Raw genomic sequence first — 19,938 nt, 5'->3', positions numbered from 1 at the left:
AAAAAATCATTTAAAACCCCATACACACACTAAAAACACAACAAAACAGCCACTTAACTAAACATATAGCAAACAAAAAACAAAACAAAAAACAGTAAAATATCTTTTAAAGATTTTAATGTTCTAGATAGTAAATTGTATGCCTGCTTTTTATCTAAAGACATAATTTCCATAATTTCCTGATAACTAAGACGACTGTAATATTTTAAATAAATAATTTCTCTTTGCTGAGGTTTTAAAGAATCTAAACCTTCTTTTAAAGATTTTCTTTCAGAATCAAAAAGTTTTTTTTCTACCAAACTAAATTCTACAAACTCTAATTCATTTTCTATAGATTCAATATCTCTATTGGTACTATACCTTTTTTTATGTTTTGTATGTTCTTTAATGAGCTTTCTTCTTAAACTCGTATACAAATATGCTTTGATAGACTTTACTGCAGATAATTTTTCTTTGGTATCCCACAAATCTATAAAAAGATCTTGAATTGCATCTTTTACAGTGTTTTTATCATAAATAATCTTTAAACCATAACCATACAGCTTATCAACATTGTCTTTATAAATTTTTGCAAATGCAACTTCACTTCCTAATTGAAACTCTTGCCATAAAGCTAAATCACCATCAACCTTATTATACATTAAAGATTTTCTTTCAAATTTATTAGAAGGAAAGCTTTCCAAAGCTGTTTTTTTTAAATCTCCCATTTTTGACAATTACTTAATATGATAAGATTTTTTTGAATAAAGTTAGAAAAAAGACAAGTTGATTTAACTATTTAATAAAAAAAATATCAAAAACTAGTTTGTTGTCACTTCTAAACAACAAACTAGTTTTACAATATATAGCGTTTATAAAAACTACAACAATGATAAAATTAACAACAACACAATCGGTAATGAAGACTCCCTTAAAGCTTTTATAGCCCTGTAAACAATGGTTCTGGCAGAGGCTACAGAGACCTGTAAAGCTTGAGCTATTTCCTCGTAAGATTTTTCTTCTTTAAACCTTAGGGAAATTCCTTTTTGCTGTGTTTTGGTAAGTTTAGACACAGCATTCTCTAGATTCAATATTTTTTCTTCATAAGCTTCTCTATCTATAATAGACTCCTCATTAGACTTTGTATATTCTTTAGTATAGACCACTTTTTGATACGCTTCTGGATCTAAAAAGACTTCCTTTTTTTTGTACTTTTTATTTATTTTCCTTTTTAAAGCTAAGTATAAATAAAATTGCACATCGCTAGTAGTACTTAGCTTACTTTGATATTTGTACAGATCCACAAAAAGATCGTGTATACAGTCCATTGTATAAGACTTATCTCCACAAATTTTAATTCCGTACCCAACTAAATTATCTATATACAAATCATACAGCTTACCTAAGGCATTGCTATCTCCTTTTACAAAATCTAACCACAATTGATTTTGATCTATAGAAGGTTTTGATGATTTGTTGTTTTGCAATTCGTGATTTATTTTAGAATTAAGTGCTTTTAAAAAAGTAGTAAAAAAGCCGTAAGCTAAGGTAACAAAAAAACCCAATCAGTATTTTTTACTGATCGGGTTTTAAAAACTAACTAAATTAAAAACTATATTTTAATAATTATTTTGGGTTAATACTCCTTGTGATAAGGATATTTGTGACAATGGAATTGGCATTATTTCATGTTTGTTTTTTTGAAATCCTAAAGAAGCTAAAATTGTTTCTGCTCTATTTGTTCTAATTAAATCATGAAACCTAAAACCTTCTCCCGCTAATTCTACACGTCTTTCGTGATATATGGCATCTAACAAAGGTTGTCCACTAAGTGTTGCTGCTAAATCTGGCACAACCGTAACTGGATTTGTACCTCTAGCACGTTTTCTAACTTTGTTTACATACGTTACAGCGGTTGTAGGATCTGTATTATAAATAGCCTCTGCATACATTAAATAAGCATCTGACAATCTTATAATTCTAATATTATTTGCTGTGTTCCCTTTTCCTCCTACAGATGGTTTTGCATAATCTGTATAAGGAGCTATTGCATATTTTTTAACAAACCATTCAGTTCCATAACCTCCTGTTACGTTGTAAAAAGAAGCATCTAATCTAGGATCATTTACTTCAAACTCATTTCTTAAATCCTCTTTTACTTGTCCAAAACCAATTCCTCCTTTACTCCTTGGTGCCATCATATGAGGCATTCTTCCCCCTAAATTATCAGCACTTGTAGTGTAATTCACTTCAAATATAGAACCTGACCCCCATTCTCCTACAGAATTAAAAATAGAACTGTAATCATCTTCTAATTCATAAGACAATGAAAACAACTGATCTCCATAAGTTTTAACCTGTCCCATTTTATTTTGATACAAAGACACACGCATCATTAACCCCAATGCAGCTCCTTTATCGGCATGACCTAAGTAATCAGCTCCTTTATCAAATCTTGATGGTAAATTGGGTATTGCTGCTTTTAAATCATCTTCTATCAATGTATAAATAGCATCTTGTGTAGTTCTAGGCACATTATACTCTCCTACTTCTAAAGGCTCTGTAATTAAAGGAACTCCTCCAAACGTATTCACCAAATCAAAATAATAGTAAGCCCTTAAAAAATACGCTTCTGCTATAATTTCTTTTTTTCTTACTTCATCTTCAAAAACAATATTTGGTACTTTTTCTAGTACTAAATTTGAGAAGTAAATTCCCTTAAAATTTATTTTCCAAATATTTTCTGCTGATGCATTTGAAGATGTTAGGTTGTACAATTCTTTTTCGTACAACTGAGCACCATCGCTAGCTCTTGCTCCACCCTTTAAAATATCATCAGTACCAATGTCTCCAAACAACAAATCGTTAGAGGTAGAGGCTCCAAAATTTTCTCTTCCATACATTTCTCTCATAGGAGTATAAGCTGCTATTACAGCTTGCTCTGCATCTACAGGAGTTTTGTAAAAACTTTCTAAAAGAGGTTCTCCATATATATTTTCCTCTAAATAATCACTACAAGACACCAAACTTAAGGCAAGTAACAAACAGCAATTTTTAATGTATTTTATCATTTTATTATCTACTATCATTATCTTATTTTTTAAAAGTTAATATTAGCTCCCACAGAAATGGTTCTTGTAGAAGGGTAACGTCCTCTATCAATTCCAATATCTAAAGGATCATTAGATGCGGCATCTACACCTACCTCTGGATCTAAGCCATTGTATTGGGTAAAAGTGATTAAGTTTTGAGCAGCAACGTATAATCTTAATTTACTAACTGCTATTTTTTCTGTTAGATCTTTTGGAATCGTATATCCTAGTTCTATATTTTTTAATCTTAAATAAGAACCATCTTGAACATATCTACTTGAGGATAAAGGCATATTTACACCTACATTTTTAAATGTTGCTCTTGGTACAGAGTTAGAAGTTCCTTCTCCAGTCCATCTGTTTAACATGTTTGTAGATAAATTAGAACCTAAATCTCCTTCTAACCAATAAATACTTCTATTAAAAATTTTATTTCCTTGGCTTCCTTGAAAAAATGCAGAAAAATCAAATTGCTTATAAGACATATCTAGATTTAATCCATAAGTAAAATCTGCAAATGGAGAACCGATGTATTTTCTATCATCGTCATCAATCACTCCGTCTTCGTTTAAATCTCTATACTTAACATCACCCGGTTGTGTGTTAGGAAGTATCGCACTATTGTCTACCTCATCTTGGTTTTGAAAAATTCCAATCATTTCATAACCATAAAAAGAAGCGATAGGTTGCCCTACCTCTGTACGGTTAAAATCTTTAGCTTGTTGCCCTGATGTTAGAATTCCATCATTCGCTAGCTTTAATACCTTATTTTTGATAAACGCAATGTTTCCCCCTACACTAAAAGAAAAATCGTTGATTGTTTTTTTATAATTAGCTGTTAATTCTAACCCTTTGTTCTCTATATTACCCGCATTTGCAAATCCATTTTGCTGATTACCTGAAGTTTGTAATACTGGCACAGCTAACAATAAATCTGTTGTATTTTTAATAAAATAATCTGCTGTTAAAGTGATTGAATTTTCTAACAAACCAACATCAACACCAATGTTTTTAGTTACGGTTGTTTCCCATTTTAAATCTGCATTTCCAGATCTAAACGGTGCTACTCCTACCTGTGTAGATTCCTCATTTCCAAACACATAATTAGAACCTAAATTTAAGGTGTTTGCAATAGCTGTAGTTGGAATGTTTTGGTTTCCTGTTTCTCCCCAACCCAATCTAAATTTTAATTGGTTGATAGCTTCAATATCGTAGAAATTCTCTTTGTGAATATTCCATCCTAATGCTAAAGAAGGAAATTTACCCCACTTGTTATTAGCTCCAAAACGAGAAGACCCATCCAATCTATACGTTCCTGTAATTAAATATCTATCGTCATAATTGTAGTTTAATCTACCAAAGAAAGACAACAATTTAGATTTAGAAATATCTCCTGAGTTGGTTGAAGTAGAAATACTACCCGAACCCAAAGTAGGCTTTGCCACACTTTCTGGAATACCACTACGTTGTGTGTTTACATTGTTGTTTTCTAGCTCTTGTATTTCTTGCCCTAACAAAGCATTTATACTATGTTTTTTTGCTATTGTTGTGTTATAATTTAATGTATTAGACAGCACCATAGATCTGTTTTCTGATCTATTTAAATTATAAGTACTTACATCAGAATTGTAAGTAGGACTTACATAATAAGCAGGAATGTAATAATCTACCTTTACATTGGTTATATCCAATCCAAAATTAGACCTAAACTTTAACCCTTTAAAAACATCTAACTCTAAAAAAAGATTTCCTAAAAAATTTTCTCTTTTATTAGGTCTTTGACCATATTTTGCTAAGCCTAAAGGGCTGATAGCTGAAGAATAAGATGTAGCGTTTAAAGAACCGTCTTCCTTATAAATTGGTGTTACAGGATCTACTGCAAATCCAACAAAAGAAGCTCTTGTCCAAACGTTGGGTCCATATTCTGGAATACTAACCCTATCTGAAAAAGCATACTGTATGTTATGCCCTACTTTAATGGCTTTGTTTAACTGATAAGTATTGTTAATTCTTAAATTAGTTCTTTTATAAGAAGATTCTTTTACAATTCCTTTTTGAGAAATATGACCTAACGATACATAATAAGTAGATTTATCACTACCTCCAGAAAAAGACAGCTGATGATTGGTCATGACACCTGTTTGATACACAGCATCTTTCCAATTATAAGAGGGTAGTGAAGCTGGGTCTGAAAATTCTGGATCCAATGGAGTCCCATCATTTGTATTAGCTTCGTTTCTAATTTCTGCCCATTGTTGAGCATTCATCACCTCTAAATTGTCTATTTTATTCTGAAACCCTGTGTAAGTATTATAGGTTATGGTTGGTTTGTTTTTAGTTCCTTTTTTAGTTTCAATTAATATAACTCCATTTGCACCTCTTGACCCATAAATAGCAGTTGCAGATGCATCTTTTAACACTTCTATAGATTTTGCATCTTCCATGTTAATATTGGTAATATCATTTACAGGTACTCCATCTACTACATATAATGGATTAGCATTGTTTACTGTTCCTGTACCTCTAATTCTTACCGTAGGTGCTGCACCTGGACTTCCGGAGCTTTTAGAAACCGTTACTCCTGCTGCTCTACCTTGAATAGCTTGTGCTATAGAAACATTTTGAGTTTTACTAATTTGCTCTGTATTTACAGAAGATACAGACCCTGTAAGGTCTGATTTTTTTACAGTTCCGTACCCTACAAGTACCACTGCATCTAATTCACTAACATCTGCTTCTAAAACAACATCTACAACTGTTTTACCATTAACAGAAACTTCTTTTGTTAAGTATCCTACATAAGAAAACACTAAAACAGCATTGTTGTTTTTTACTGTTATGCTATAATTACCATCAAAATCTGTAATTGTACCATTGGTAGTTCCTTTTACAACCACATTGGCTCCAGGAATTGGCATTCCCAAGTCATCTTTTACATTTCCTTTTACAATAACTTGTTGCGCTATTGTTTTTTTTGCATTAGACTTTAACATTACAATCTGTTTCCCCACAGTTTTGTAATGAATATTGGTGTTGTTAAATAAATTCTTTAATACGTTTGTTACTAGTTCATTTCTAACTTTAATAGATACTAATTTTTTATAATTTAAATCGTTGTCGTTATACAACACTTTAAATTCTGTTTGAGATTCTATTTCCCTAAACACTTTTTCTACACTTACATTGTTTAAATCTAAGGTTACTTTAGCTTTTTGTGAATAGGTGCTTGCGTGAATGTTAAAAAGTGAAAACAAGAACAGATAAATAGTCAATTTCATCTTTAGGTCTAGTTTTAGGGTATAGAAATTCCATTCCCTTAATTTCTTTGGATTTTTCATACTTTTGTATAAGTTTTCGTGGTTTAATAAATTTGGTTAAATCACCTTATTCTAATCGGGGAATGTGCCAGCATTTCCCGATTTCATATTATAAGGTTTTTCTAGTTGTTCAGTAGTCAAATCATATAATGTTAGTTTTGGTTAGTTGTTAATAGTTATAGTATTCCCCTGTTTTATATACTCAAAAGGATAATTTGCTTTAAAAGAATTTAATACTTCTTGCAGTGTTTCTGTGGTAAAAGTTGCTGTAAAAACCTGATTTTCTAATTCTTTATTTTTGTTTTTAATTTTTATATTATAATGTCTTTCTAATTTTTTTATAATGTATTTAAACTTAATGTGTTCAAAAACAATTTCTCCGTTTATCCAGTTTGTGTAAATAGATGTGTCTACCTTTCTAATAGTAATATGTTTATTTTTAACTCCCCAAACAGCTTTGTGCCCTGGTGTTAATAAAGCTATATTTTGTTTTTTATAGGTTTTATCTTTGTCATACAAAGCAACAGATCCTTCTACCAGAACTGTTTTTATATGACCATCTTCTGGATAGGAAGACACATTAAATTGAGTTCCTAAAACCCTAACATTTAAGTTATTTGCATTTACTATAAAAGGATGACTTTTATCTTTAGCTACATTAAAATAGGCCTCTCCCGTTAAATACACTTGTCTTTTTTTTCCTTTGATAAATTTTACAGGATATTTTAAGGTAGTTCCCGAATTTAAATGAACCGAAGTACCATCCGATAAAACCAATTGAAATGTTTTACCATAGGGAACCACTAGCTCATTATACATCAATTTCTGAACATGATTAAAGGACAATTGATTTTTATAATTTAGCAGGGTTCCCTTTTGACTCCCTAAAACTTTTCCTTTCTTATTTACAATTTCACCCTCCCCATTTGCTTTAATTATCTGAATATTTCCATCGGCAAGTTTTAAAGTAATGTCTTCTGATGTTATATTAGCAACCAACGGAATTTCTGTAGATGTGTTTTTAGAAGTGTATAAATAAGACAATCCTAGTCCTAACATAAATACGGCAGCCACTCCGCTAATCCATTTTAAATAACGAACTTTTGACGTTGGGTAAAGTTGGTTTTGAATTTTATTCCAGTCCTCTATTTTATGTTCATCTATTTTTTTGAGCAAATAATTTCTATGTTGCTGTTCTTCTGTATTTTTTAATCGATGAATAATTTGTTGACTTTGACCATCATCAAAAAAAGGCTCTATCTTTTTGGGTTTAATATCTTTATTCTTAAAGATAGATTTTGCTAAATCTTTAGCTATAATAAATAAGTTTTCTAATCTATTCATGTCTCTTTTTTAACAACTATGCACAAGGCATTTATTACAAAACGACACAATTACAAACAAGGGTGTAAAAAAAATATGTTTTTTTTGAATTATTAATAAATAAATCCAAAAATATTAGATATTTATCAATTTAACTAAGTAGCATTAAGAGTAAAAAAGCATAAGAATCTTTTAATAAAGGACGTAACTTTTTATAAGCTATCTTTTTTTGACTTTTAACAGTATTTACAGAAATCTTTAATTCTTCTGCAATTTCATGGTTCTGATGGCCCTTCATACTCAGTTCCACAATTCCTCTACATTTATCGGGTAATGTTTGTAAAGCTTTATCTACCAACCTAGACACTTCTTCTATTAACACTTCTTTTTCAAAATATGTTTCAGATTTTAAGTGTGTTAGATCTATGTTAGAAGCACTATTTTTTACCCTATACTCTTTACTTTTTAAATAATCTAAGCTTTTATTTCGAACACTAGTATACAAATAAGCTTTGATCGCTTCTTCTTTTTCTAAAAGAATTTTATGGTTCCAAAGTTTAACAAACACCTCTTGAACTATGTCTTTAGACTTTTCTAAATTATTTACATACTTATTAGAAAAAACACACAAAGAACTATACAACAAATTATACAATTCGTTGTATGTGTTTTTTGTAGTAGTTGTTTTATTTGATTTTAACTTTTTCAATCTTATAAGTAAAATTTAATTCTCTAATTAAAATCTAGAAAATCAAATATACCTAAAATGTAATTTCAACCTATCATGAACAACAACAAGTAACGTTTAATCTAAACAACAAATGGTTCTAAACGTTATGGTTTCTGTAATCAAACTAAAGAAATCTTTCATAAAATAGACCTAAAACTCTTTAATATTTAATTTTTGTTTTATTTCAAAGTTCCCTTTCAATTTACTTTATAACTTTTTTTAAAACTTAAAACCTTTACTGTATTGACTGCATAATGAACTAGTACACCAATTGCTACAGCAAAAATTAGATCCCAAAATACGGTTAGTGTTAAAACTAACAACATTACTACTACATCAGACAAAGATTGTTTATGCATTGTTTTTAAACTTTTAACATCCATAACACCTAGCCCAACAGTAACTAGAACACCTGCTAAAACTGCATTTGGAATTAAAGAAGCCAATGGCCCCAAAACCATTAATATGACCAACAATAAAACTCCTGCAACCATCCCCGATAATTTGGTTTTTCCACCTGCATCAATATTCACAACTGTACGAATAGTTGCTCCTGCTCCAGGAATACCTCCAAATATAGATGCTATTGAGTTTCCTATACCTTGTCCTATTAATTCTTTGTTACTATTGTGTTTTGTATCTGTCATATTATCTGCAACTACAGAGGTTAACAAAGAATCTATAGTTCCCAACAAAGCCAAAGAAAATGCTGTTAAAATATAAGGACTAAAAGCTCTAAAAGAAAATAATGTAAACATTGCTATGTTTGGTTTTGGAAAACCTTCCGGAATTTCTCCTATAATACCATAAGAACCACTTTCTAATAAAAAAACAGAACCCGTACTAATAACCAACAAAGCAACCAATGTACTAGGAATTACTTTTGTTATTCTTTTAAATCCGTATATAATTAGAATGGTAAGCATTGCCAAAGACAACTCTGTAATATTTATATGAGCAATCGCATTAGGTATTGCCTTTACAGCTCCCAAAACACCCCCTGCTTTGTGTCCAAATAAATTAGGAAGTTGGGTTATTAGAATAATAAAACCAATACCACTCATAAAACCAGAAACCACAGTAGATGGAATGTGTTTGATTAAAGAACCTAAACGAATAACTCCAAAAATAATTTGAAAGACTCCCGCTGCAAAAAACACAAACAAAATAAAAGGTAGAGCTTCTGACACATTTCCATTATGTTCACTTACAATTTTTGCTACGGCCAATAAACTTACAGCTGTCATAGGAGCGGTAGGTCCACTAATTTGTGTAGATGTACCACCTAACAGAGCTGCAAAAAAACCAATAAAAATGGCTCCATATAATCCTGCAGAAGCTCCCAATCCAGATTGAACTCCAAATGCCAAAGCCAATGGAAGTGCTACAATTCCGGCAGTTATTCCTCCTAACAAATCTCCTTTAAAATTTTTAAACATAACCTTAACCTTTTATACACTAAAGGTATTTTATACATCAATCAAATAAAAGACTAAATAGTATTTTTACCGAAAACGTTATTTATGAGAAAACAGCATAAAAAAACCTCTTTCTATATACAGAAAGAGGTTTAAATTGATCTTTATTAAAGATTTTATATGACTAGATGTTTGCTTTAAAAAATTCTCGGTTCATACGAGCAATGTTATCTAAAGAAATTCCTTTAGGACATTCTACCTCACAAGCTCCAGTGTTTGTACAGTTACCAAAACCTTCCGCATCCATTTGTGCAACCATGTTACGTACTCTATCCGCAGCCTCAACTTGTCCTTGTGGTAGCAAAGCATATTGAGATACTTTTGCTCCAACAAACAACATAGCTGATGAATTTTTACAAGTTGCCACACAAGCTCCACAACCAATACAAGTTGCAGCATCCATTGCTTCATCAGCAGCATGCTTAGAAATTGGCAATGAGTTTGCATCTTGTGTATTTCCTGAAGTATTTACAGAAATAAATCCTCCTTGGTGCTGAATTCTATCAAAAGCAGTACGGTCTACTACTAAATCTTTAATTACAGGAAAAGCTTTAGCACGGAAAGGCTCTATATAAATAGTATCTCCGTCCTTAAACTTACGCATATGTAACTGACAAGTAGTAATTCCTCTATCAGGTCCGTGCGCTTCACCATTAATATATAAAGAACACATACCACAAATTCCTTCACGACAATCGTGATCAAATGCGATAGGCTCTCCACCCTCGTTAATTATTTGCTCATTTAATACATCTAACATTTCTAAGAAAGACATATCTGGAGACACCTTACTAAGGCTATAGTCTACCATTTTACCTTCATCGTTGGCTCCATTTTGTCGCCAGATTTTAAGTTTTAAATTCATATCCATGGTCTTTCTTATTTATATGATCTTGTTTTTAACTCAATATCGTTAAACTCTAACTCTTCTTTATGTAAAACTGCATCTGCAGGCTCTCCTTTATATTCCCATGCAGAAACAAAAGCAAAGTTTACATCATCTCTTTTAGCTTCTCCCTTTTGTGGACCTTCAGTTTCAGCAGATTCTTCACGGAAATGACCTCCACAAGATTCTTCTCTTACCAAAGCATCTTTTGCAAACAACTCTCCTAATTCTAAGAAATCTGCTACACGTCCAGCTTTTGCTAACTCTTCATTATAAGTATCTCCCTTTCCTGGAACTTTTACATCTTTCCAGAACTCCTCACGTAAAGCTTTAATTTCAGCCATTGCCTCTGTTAAACCTTGTTTATTACGAGCCATACCTACTTTGTTCCACATAATTTTACCTAAACGTTTGTGGAAATGATCCACAGATTTAGTTCCATTATTATTTACAAAGAAATTGATTTGATCTTTCACTGATTTTTCAGCTTCTTCAAACTCAGGTGAATCTGTTGGAATTGCTCCAGTTCTAATATCATCAGATAAATAATCTCCAATAGTATATGGTAATACAAAATATCCATCTGCTAAACCTTGCATTAATGCAGAAGCTCCCAAACGGTTCGCACCATGATCAGAGAAATTTGCTTCTCCAATACAATAACATCCAGGAATGGTTGTCATTAAATTATAATCTACCCAAGTACCACCCATTGTATAGTGTACGGCTGGGTAAATCTTCATTGGAGTTTCGTAAGGATTCTCATCTTCAATTTTTTCATACATCTGAAATAAGTTTCCGTATTTAGCTTTTACAACCTCTTTACCTAACTTATCTATTTTTTCTGCAGAAGGATTATGATCTCCATGAATTAAAGCTTGTTCCGTTCCATAACGAACAAAAGCAGCAGCAAAATCTAAATAAACAGCTTCTCCTGTCTTATTTACACCAAAACCAGCATCACAACGTTCTTTAGCAGCTCTTGATGCAACATCACGAGGTACTAAGTTTCCAAATGCAGGATATCTTCTTTCTAAATAATAATCTCTGTCTGCTTCTGATAAATCAGTAGGTTTTTTCTTACCTTCTCTAATTGCTTGTGCATCTTCTAATTTAGCAGGAACCCAAATACGTCCATCATTACGTAAAGATTCAGACATCAACGTTAATTTAGACTGATGATCTCCCGAAACTGGAATACATGTTGGGTGAATTTGTGTATAACAAGGATTTGCAAAATACGCTCCTTTTTTATGGATTTTCCATGATGCAGAAACGTTAGAACCCATTGCATTTGTTGATAAGAAAAATACGTTTCCGTAACCCCCTGATGCAATTACAACTGCATGTGCAGAATGTCTTTCAACCTCTCCAGTAACTAAGTTACGAGTAATAATTCCTCTTGCTTTTCCATCAACTAAAACAACATCCATCATTTCATGACGGTTGTACATTTTAATTTTTCCACGACCAATTTGACGGTTCATGGCAGAATAAGCCCCTAATAACAATTGTTGTCCTGTTTGTCCTTTTGCATAAAAAGTACGAGATACTAATACCCCACCAAAAGAACGGTTGTCTAGTAATCCTCCATAATCACGAGCAAAAGGGACACCTTGAGCTACACATTGGTCAATAATATTTGCAGATACCTCAGCCAAACGATATACGTTAGCTTCACGAGCACGGTAATCTCCTCCTTTTACAGTATCGTAAAACAATCTGTAAGTAGAGTCTCCATCTCCTTGGTAATTTTTTGCTGCGTTAATTCCCCCTTGAGCAGCAATAGAGTGCGCTCTACGAGGTGAATCTTGGTATGCAAATGCCTTTACGTTATATCCTAATTCAGCCAAAGTTGCAGCAGCAGAACCTCCTGCCAAACCTGTCCCTACAACAATAACATCAATGTTACGTTTGTTAGCAGGGTTTACTAAATCGATATGATTTTTATAGTCCGTCCATTTATCAGCGATAGGACCTTGTGGTACTTTAGAATCTAATGCCATAGTTAAAATGTCTTAGTGTTGATTAAAATGGTGAAACAAAGCAATAATGATAAATCCTACAGGAATACCAATTGCATAAATTTTTGATGCAGTCTCTAATTTAACAGCACGTTTAGCACTCATTCCACTAGATTGGAATGCAGATTTAAACCCGTGTAACAAGTGTAATGCTAAAAACGCAAAAGCAGCTACATAAGCACCTGTTCTAACTGGAGAGTGAAACTTGTGTACCAATTCACCAAAATATCTATTAGGATCTGTAGGTAAATGTGCAATGTACTTGTGGTTAATTTCTGGAAACCAAAAATCAACAAAATGTAATACAATAAAAGCAAGAATTGCCAATCCAGAATAAATCATGTTTCTACTTACCCAAGTTGAGTTCGCAGCACCATTATTTTTTACATACTTAATATTACGAGCACTTTTATTTTTAGCCTCTAAAACAAACCCCATTACAAAGTGAAATACAACACCCAAAATTAACACTGGTTGTAATGCAAATTGTACCAAAGGATTGGTTCCCATAAAATGAGACAATTGATTAAAAAGGTCCTCGCTGAATAAAGATGTTAAGTTGATTGCAATATGCATAATCAAGAAAAACATCAGGAAAAAAGCCGAAAGGGCCATGGCTACTTTTCTTCCGATAGAAGAAGATAAAAATCCACTCATTAGTTTGAAATTATTTTGTTAATAAACGCTAAACAAATTTAAAGTATTTGATTGATTTTTTTATGATAAACATCATTTTCAACCTTAATTTAGAGAGATTACAAGCTAAAGTTTAAAGAATTATCAAATCTCTAATTTTAATTAAAAATTTCAACACCAAATTCCTCCATTTCTAAGTATTTTTAAAAACCAATCTTCAACTACATTCTTATACTCAAACACCAAAAAGACACTTCAACCAACTACTTTACAATATGTTAGCCATAAATCACGTTTAATTATCTTCTAAAAAACTAAAATTAGATGAAAATTTAACAAATCGTATACATTTTAGGTTAAGCATTCTTTTGCAACATACATTTTTAGCATATTTGCAAATTCAATTTTTGAACAAACTAGAAATTAAAACAATATAAATATGAAAGTAGCAGTAGTAGGAGCTACCGGAATGGTAGGTACGGTAATGTTAAAAGTATTAGCAGAAAGAAATTTTCCTATAACAGAATTAATTCCTGTTGCATCGGCACGTTCTGCAGGTAAACAATTAGAATATAAAGGTAAAAACTACACGGTAGTAACCTTAGAAGATGCTGTTAAAATGAATGCAGATGTTGCTTTATTTTCTGCAGGTGGAGATACTTCTGTAGAATGGGCTCCAAAATTTGCTGCAGCTGGAACTACAGTTGTTGATAATTCTTCTGCATGGAGAATGGATCCTACTAAAAAATTAGTAGTTCCAGAAATTAATGGTGATGTATTAACTGCTGAAGATAAAATTATAGCAAACCCAAACTGTTCTACTATTCAATTAGTAATGGCTTTGGCTCCTTTGCATAAAAAATATAAAATGAAGCGTTTGATAATTTCTACCTATCAATCTGTTTCTGGAACTGGTGTTGCTGCGGTTAGACAATTAGAAAACGAGCAAAACGGAATTACTGACGGTGAGATGGCATACAACTATCCTATTAACCGTAACGCAATTCCACATTGTGATGTTTTTATGGACAACGGATACACTAAAGAAGAAATGAAATTGGTAAAAGAGCCTAAGAAAATTTTAGGTGATGATTCTTTTGCTGTTACTGCAACTGCAGTTCGTATTCCTACTGCTGGTGGTCACTCTGAAGCTGTAAACGTAGAGTTTGCCAACGATTTTGATTTGGCTGAAGTAAGAGCTATTTTAGAAGCTACTCCTGGAGTAATTATACAAGATGATTTGGCAAACAATATTTACCCAATGCCTGCTTTAGCTCATGATAAAGATGAGGTTTTTGTAGGACGTATTCGTAGAGATGAATCTTTACCAAATACACTAAATATGTGGATTGTTGCTGATAACTTGCGTAAAGGTGCTGCCACAAACACGGTACAAATTGCTGAATATTTATTAGCTAAAGGTTTGTTACCTGCATAATAGTTAAGTAAAAAAAATTTATATAAAAACCCCATCAAGATTTTAAATTTTGATGGGGTTTTCTATTTTAGAAGATCCTAAAACTTATGCTTTCATCATTTCTTTAATGGTTTTCACCAACTCTATAGAGGCATCAATTTCTGCTTTACGAATAGCAACAGATTCAATATTAAAACCTATTGGCATATTTTTTTCTTTGGCAAAATTAATCAAATCATTGGCTATGTATTTACAAATACCAATAGATGCATTTAAAATATCTGAAGATACTTTTAACTCATTTTCTAACCAACGTTGAATATCAATACCTAACCATTTAGTAAACTCTAATGTTTTTAAAGAACCTATAGGTGTTAGCGTAAAAATAATTGGTTTTGGTTCGATGTTATTTTCTTTAGTATAAAAAAAATAATCAGACAACATGTCTTTTGCATTGTCTAAATTATAAACACATTGCGATATAAAAAAAGAACATCCGTTTGCTATTTTATTAGACAACCTTATATGTTCATCTCCTTTTATAAAATGACGTTCTGGAATGGTAACTCCACCCATTTTAATAGTAGAGTCCGATTCTTTTTTAATTTTATATGCATCTTGTAAAGACAAATATACGTGCTGCTCTTTTGAAGGTGCTCCTACAAACACCGTTAAATCAATAGAATTTTCATTGTCTACCAACCACTTTTTTAAAGATTCTTTGGTGAACTTACCTACACTTTTATAGATAATTTTAGGAACTTTTAAATCTTTTAAATAGGTATTTGCATATTCATCTGGTGCCCAAGTAGACATAAACGGAAACGGTCTAGGGTTGTTATTTCTAGAAGCCTCATCTTGAATATCGTATAAAATTAAACCATCAATATCTAAACCCTGTAAACGATCCATTTGTCGTTGTGCAATTCCAGCTATTTTTTGGTTATCTGTAGATTTTTTTGGAGGTGTTAATCCATAAAAAAGGTAACCTCCTTCTCTATTTTCTATTTTATCTTTTAATTTTTTTGACTTCATAATTTATTGTATCCAAATGGTTTATTCTCCAATACCTTATTTATAAATCAGGATATTGAACACCTTGTTTATTACAGTCCAAATTGTTGAAAATGGTGATCTAAATGTTTTTGAAATAAGTTACTCCATTCTTTGGCCGTTAACCTTCCAAAAGATCCTGTTAATCGCCCTTCAAAATAATGCTCTCCTTTTTCAAAAGCCCATTGCATATTCTGTAATAAATTTGATTTTTCTTCTTCAAAATTTTTATCATCAACCACTTCATAATAAGCAGCAGTTTTAGCATTTTTAGGGTAAGGCTTGTCTCCTACTATAGTTCTTTTTAAAAAAGTTTTTACAAAAAAATGCATAAACGGCTGTAGCTCTATTCTTACTTTTCCTCTAGAAGTATCGTATGTAAGGTTTAAATGAGCCAACATTTGAGCAGCATTCATTCTACCCCATAACGGCTTAGATTTTGTCGTTAATTTATCTAAGCGTTTTTTATTATTTGCTAAAGTTTCAACTTTAAAAATACTTGGATAAGACATATCAAGGTTTTTTTTGAGCTTGTAAATATAAACTTTATGACAACATCATTACTGCTTTTTGCAAAGCACTTACTAAAACATCTATTTCTTCTTTTGTATTGTAGAAAGCAAAAGAAGCTCTAACGGTTCCAGGAATATCAAAACGAGTCATAATAGGCTGTGTACAATGGTGACCTGTTCTTACTGCTACTCCTAATTTATCTACAATAGTTCCTACATCAAAAGGATGCAAATTTCCAATATTAAAAGAAATTACACTCGCTTTATTTTTTGCAGTTCCATAAATTTTTAAACCAGGTATTTTACTTAATTGTTCTGTTCCATATTCTAAAAGCTCATGTTCATAAGCTTCAATATTTTCTAAACCAATTTTATTGATGTAATCTATGGCGGTTCCAAATGCAATTACATCTGCTATATTAGGAGTTCCAGCTTCAAACTTATGAGGCAATTCTGCATAGGTAGTTTTTTCAAAAGAACAATCTTTAATCATTTCACCTCCACCGTGGTAGGGTGGTAATTGGTTTAAAATAGTTTCTTTACCATATAAAAATCCTATTCCTGTAGGTCCACACATTTTATGAGCAGAACACGTAAAAAAGTCACAATTTAAAGCCTGTAAGTCAATTCTTAAATGCGGACAAGATTGTGCTCCATCTATTAACACCCAAGCTCCTACTTTGTGTGCTTTTTCTATAATTTCTTCTACAGGGTTTAGTGTTCCCAATGCATTAGAAATATGATTTACAGCTACAATTTTTGTGTTTTCTGTTAACAACTCATCATACACATCCATTAGCAACTCACCTTTATCATTCATAGGAATTACTTTTAGTGTAGCTCCTGTTCTCTCGCACAACAATTGCCAAGGAACAATGTTTGAGTGATGTTCTAAAGCAGAAATAATAATTTCATCTGTACTTTTTACCAAAGAGGTTAAAGTGCTAGCTACTAAATTAATTCCTTCGGTAGTTCCACGAGTAAAAATGATTTCGTGTTCGTGAGTAGGATTAAAATGTGCTTTTAATTTACGTCTAGTAGCTTCAAATTCATCTGTAGCTAATTGACTTAAAGTATGTACACCTCTGTGAACATTAGAGTTTATAGTGGTATAATAATTTGTAATTGCATCTATCACCTCTTGTGGTTTTTGACTGGTAGCACCATTGTCAAAATACACTAAAGGTTTTCCGTTTACTTGTTGTTGTAAAATTGGAAAATCTGCTCTTACTTTATCAATATGTATCATAGATATAAATCTTTGTAACAAAGGTACTTTTTTAAGTCCTAAACTTAAAAACCTCAACCAACTCTTTTAGTTATGTACTCATTATAAATTAGTAACTTGTTTAAAAAAGTTTTTAAAATGAAAATCTTAAAAATGACAGGAATTGGTCTTCTTTTAATTATTGTAATCGTTTTTGCATTTAATTATTCAAAACTTAAATTGATATCTGGATTTACAGCAAAAAACATGGCTAGTAGTTATTTTTTAGCACATAGAAATGTTGACTACACTAATAAAACAGACAACCATGGTCCTTTAACTAAACTTGCCACTACTGTTGTTGACAAAACATATAACTCCTCTTTAGCCACCGTACTAGGAATGTCTTCTAAAAAAGCTGTTTACAGAAAAGGAGTAGGTGCTGTATTGATTCATTCTGATAAAGATTTCACCAAAGATTATTTAGTACCAAATCGAAATTTAACCCCAATTAACAAACCTTATCCTTACGGAAATTTAGCTCCAGAAAAACACATATTTTCTAATATAGATACAAAAACTTTAGACAGTTTAACAAGTAATTGTTTTGTAGAGAATCATCCAGACGGAATAAAACAAACCCGATCTATTTTAGTGCTTTACAAAGGAAAAATTATTTCAGAAAAATATGCCTCTGGTTTTGATGAAAACTCTCTTTTGCAAGGTTGGTCCATCACCAAAAGCTTACTAACTACTTGTTTTGGAGTTTTAGAAAACAAGAATTTATTTGATATTAATAAACCTATTACCGATTTTCCTGATTGGTTACAAGATGACAGAAAGAAGATTACAACCAATCATTTATTAAGAATGGAAAGTGGATTGGAGTGGAAAGAAAACTATAAGACAATTTGCGATGTGACCCAAATGCTTTTTGATGATGTTGACCTTACCAAAAGGCCTTTAAGCAAAACATTAGAATATCCTATAGAAACCATGTTTAACTACTCTTCTGGAACCAGTAATATTTTATCTGCTTTGTTAAAAAAACAATTTGCATCAGAACAATCATATATGGATTTTCCATACAAAGAGTTAATTGATAAAATAGGAATGCATTCTATGGTTTTAGAAACGGATTTAAAAAATAATTATGTAGCATCATCTTACAGCTGGGCAACCACTAGAGATTGGGCTAAATTTGGGCAATTAATGCTAGACAAAGGAATCTGGAATAACGAACAAATTTTACATCCAAACTGGATAAAATACATTAGCACCCCCAACAAAACATCTAAAGGTGAATATGGAGGACAATGGTGGTTAAACAAAGGGAATTTTATGCCCAATGTTCCTGCAGATTGTTTTTATGCAGATGGTTACCAAGGACAACGTATTTTTGTAATTCCTTCTAAAGATTTGGTAATTGTTCGTTTTGGAGTTACACAATTAGGAAGAGTTGGGTTTTATCCTTTATTTGATAAATTAATTGGTAATATTTGCAAGACAATTAAATAAATGAAACCATCAAAACAAAACAATATTGTATCTGACTGTCTACTAGAAGTAGGTTCGCTTTTAATGGGATCTGGTGCCAGCACCAATAGAATAAAAGTAACTATAGAAAGAATTGCAGAAACCTTAGGTTACGAAACCGAAATATTAGTCACTCATAAAACCGTATTACTTCTTTTAAAAAATAAAAAAACAGAGAAAGTTTTTAATCGATTTAAAAAAACTGCCCCACATGGTGCCAACTTTAAATTGGTATCTGGTATTAGTAGAATGAGCTGGAGAGTTGTAGAAGAGAACTGGAATACAGATCAGGTAAATCAAGAAATTAAGCGTTTGCAAACAGCTACAAGATATCCTTTTTTACTAACACTATTTATGGTAAGTATGGCTGATGCTGCTTTTTGCAGACTGTTTGGTGGTGCCTATGTAGATATGGCGATTGCTTTTACGGCAACCTGTGTTGCTTTTTATGTGAGACACCTTTTATTAAAAAATCAATTCAATTTTTATTTGTGTACCACTATCGTATCGTTTACAGCTTGTTTTATTTCTGGACTTGCTGTTTATTTACAATTTGGTGTACATCCTAATTTAGCCTTTGCTACTTGTGTGTTATTTTTAATTCCAGGAATTCCGTTAATCAACTCTTTTACAGACTTAATTGATGGCAACGTAACCAATGGGTTGGTAAGAGGTATCAATGCAATGTTAATTGCATTTTCTATAGCCTTAGGAATGTTAGGAACACTATATATTTATAATTTTTAAG

At 31.7% G+C, this 19,938-nt stretch carries 16 protein-coding genes; 3 read left to right on the top strand and 13 right to left on the bottom strand.

The features are described from left to right. Positions 1-53: 53 nt before the first annotated feature. The 10 genes from FHR24_RS01710 to FHR24_RS01665 all read right to left on the bottom strand — a co-directional run bounded on the left by FHR24_RS01710 (position 54) and on the right by FHR24_RS01665 (position 13,486). Positions 54-707 (bottom strand): RNA polymerase sigma factor, encoded by a 654-nt coding sequence (locus FHR24_RS01710; RefSeq protein WP_167182962.1) that lies wholly within the window; start codon positions 705-707, stop codon positions 54-56. Positions 708-860: 153 nt separating this feature from the next. Next, on the bottom strand, positions 861-1,544 hold the full coding sequence (locus tag FHR24_RS01705) for an RNA polymerase sigma factor (protein WP_167182959.1): 684 nt from the start codon (positions 1,542-1,544) through the stop codon (positions 861-863). A gap of 54 nt (positions 1,545-1,598) precedes the next feature. Then, entirely contained in the window at positions 1,599-3,068 is a 1,470-nt protein-coding gene (locus tag FHR24_RS01700) for a RagB/SusD family nutrient uptake outer membrane protein (RefSeq protein ID WP_167182956.1), read from the bottom strand. 11 nt (positions 3,069-3,079) lie between these two features. Further along, entirely contained in the window at positions 3,080-6,349 is a 3,270-nt protein-coding gene (locus FHR24_RS01695; protein WP_243846487.1) for a TonB-dependent receptor, read from the bottom strand. A 201-nt stretch (positions 6,350-6,550) separates the two neighbouring features. Beyond that, complete coding sequence (locus FHR24_RS01690) at positions 6,551-7,732, bottom strand: FecR family protein (RefSeq protein ID WP_167182950.1); 1,182 nt, start codon at positions 7,730-7,732, stop codon at positions 6,551-6,553. Positions 7,733-7,862: 130 nt separating this feature from the next. After that, positions 7,863-8,420: an RNA polymerase sigma-70 factor gene (locus FHR24_RS01685; RefSeq protein ID WP_243846486.1), complete on the bottom strand. Its 558-nt coding sequence runs from the start codon at positions 8,418-8,420 to the stop codon at positions 7,863-7,865. Positions 8,421-8,638: 218 nt separating this feature from the next. Beyond that, complete coding sequence (locus FHR24_RS01680; protein WP_167182947.1) at positions 8,639-9,880, bottom strand: SulP family inorganic anion transporter; 1,242 nt, start codon at positions 9,878-9,880, stop codon at positions 8,639-8,641. A 163-nt stretch (positions 9,881-10,043) separates the two neighbouring features. After that, positions 10,044-10,784, bottom strand: coding sequence for a succinate dehydrogenase/fumarate reductase iron-sulfur subunit (locus tag FHR24_RS01675; protein ID WP_167182944.1), 741 nt, complete (start codon positions 10,782-10,784; stop codon positions 10,044-10,046). A gap of 14 nt (positions 10,785-10,798) precedes the next feature. Next, positions 10,799-12,811 carry a fumarate reductase/succinate dehydrogenase flavoprotein subunit gene (locus tag FHR24_RS01670; protein WP_167182941.1) on the bottom strand — a complete coding sequence of 671 codons (2,013 nt, stop codon included), beginning with the start codon at positions 12,809-12,811 and terminating at the stop codon, positions 10,799-10,801. A 12-nt stretch (positions 12,812-12,823) separates the two neighbouring features. Next, entirely contained in the window at positions 12,824-13,486 is a 663-nt protein-coding gene (locus FHR24_RS01665; protein WP_167182938.1) for a succinate dehydrogenase cytochrome b subunit, read from the bottom strand. Positions 13,487-13,904: 418 nt separating this feature from the next. Here FHR24_RS01665 and FHR24_RS01660 point away from each other — a divergent pair, with 418 nt between their 5' ends. Next, positions 13,905-14,903, top strand: a complete 999-nt coding sequence (locus FHR24_RS01660) for an aspartate-semialdehyde dehydrogenase (RefSeq protein ID WP_167182935.1) — start codon at positions 13,905-13,907, stop codon at positions 14,901-14,903. Between the two features lie 84 nt (positions 14,904-14,987). Here FHR24_RS01660 and FHR24_RS01655 read toward each other — a convergent pair whose 3' ends face one another. The 3 genes from FHR24_RS01655 to FHR24_RS01645 form a co-directional block, all read right to left on the bottom strand. Continuing rightward, positions 14,988-15,917, bottom strand: coding sequence for a methylenetetrahydrofolate reductase (locus tag FHR24_RS01655; RefSeq protein ID WP_167182933.1), 930 nt, complete (start codon positions 15,915-15,917; stop codon positions 14,988-14,990). 71 nt (positions 15,918-15,988) lie between these two features. Continuing rightward, positions 15,989-16,447 (bottom strand): DUF1569 domain-containing protein, encoded by a 459-nt coding sequence (locus FHR24_RS01650; protein WP_167182930.1) that lies wholly within the window; start codon positions 16,445-16,447, stop codon positions 15,989-15,991. Positions 16,448-16,481: 34 nt separating this feature from the next. Continuing rightward, entirely contained in the window at positions 16,482-17,696 is a 1,215-nt protein-coding gene (locus tag FHR24_RS01645) for an aminotransferase class V-fold PLP-dependent enzyme (RefSeq protein WP_167182927.1), read from the bottom strand. Between the two features lie 117 nt (positions 17,697-17,813). Here FHR24_RS01645 and FHR24_RS01640 point away from each other — a divergent pair, with 117 nt between their 5' ends. Together FHR24_RS01640 and FHR24_RS01635 are read left to right on the top strand one after the other, a co-directional pair. After that, positions 17,814-19,172, top strand: coding sequence for a serine hydrolase domain-containing protein (locus FHR24_RS01640; protein ID WP_243846485.1), 1,359 nt, complete (start codon positions 17,814-17,816; stop codon positions 19,170-19,172). Continuing rightward, a complete protein-coding gene (locus FHR24_RS01635; RefSeq protein WP_167182924.1) occupies positions 19,173-19,937 on the top strand; it encodes a threonine/serine exporter family protein in 765 nt (254 codons plus the stop codon). Position 19,938 lies beyond the last annotated feature (1 nt).

The organism is Wenyingzhuangia heitensis, from assembly GCF_011762155.1.
GTDB lineage: Bacteria > Bacteroidota > Bacteroidia > Flavobacteriales > Flavobacteriaceae > Wenyingzhuangia > Wenyingzhuangia heitensis.
The sequence above is the reverse complement of the archived record's forward strand: the minus strand, read 5'-3'. Positions and strand labels throughout refer to the sequence as shown.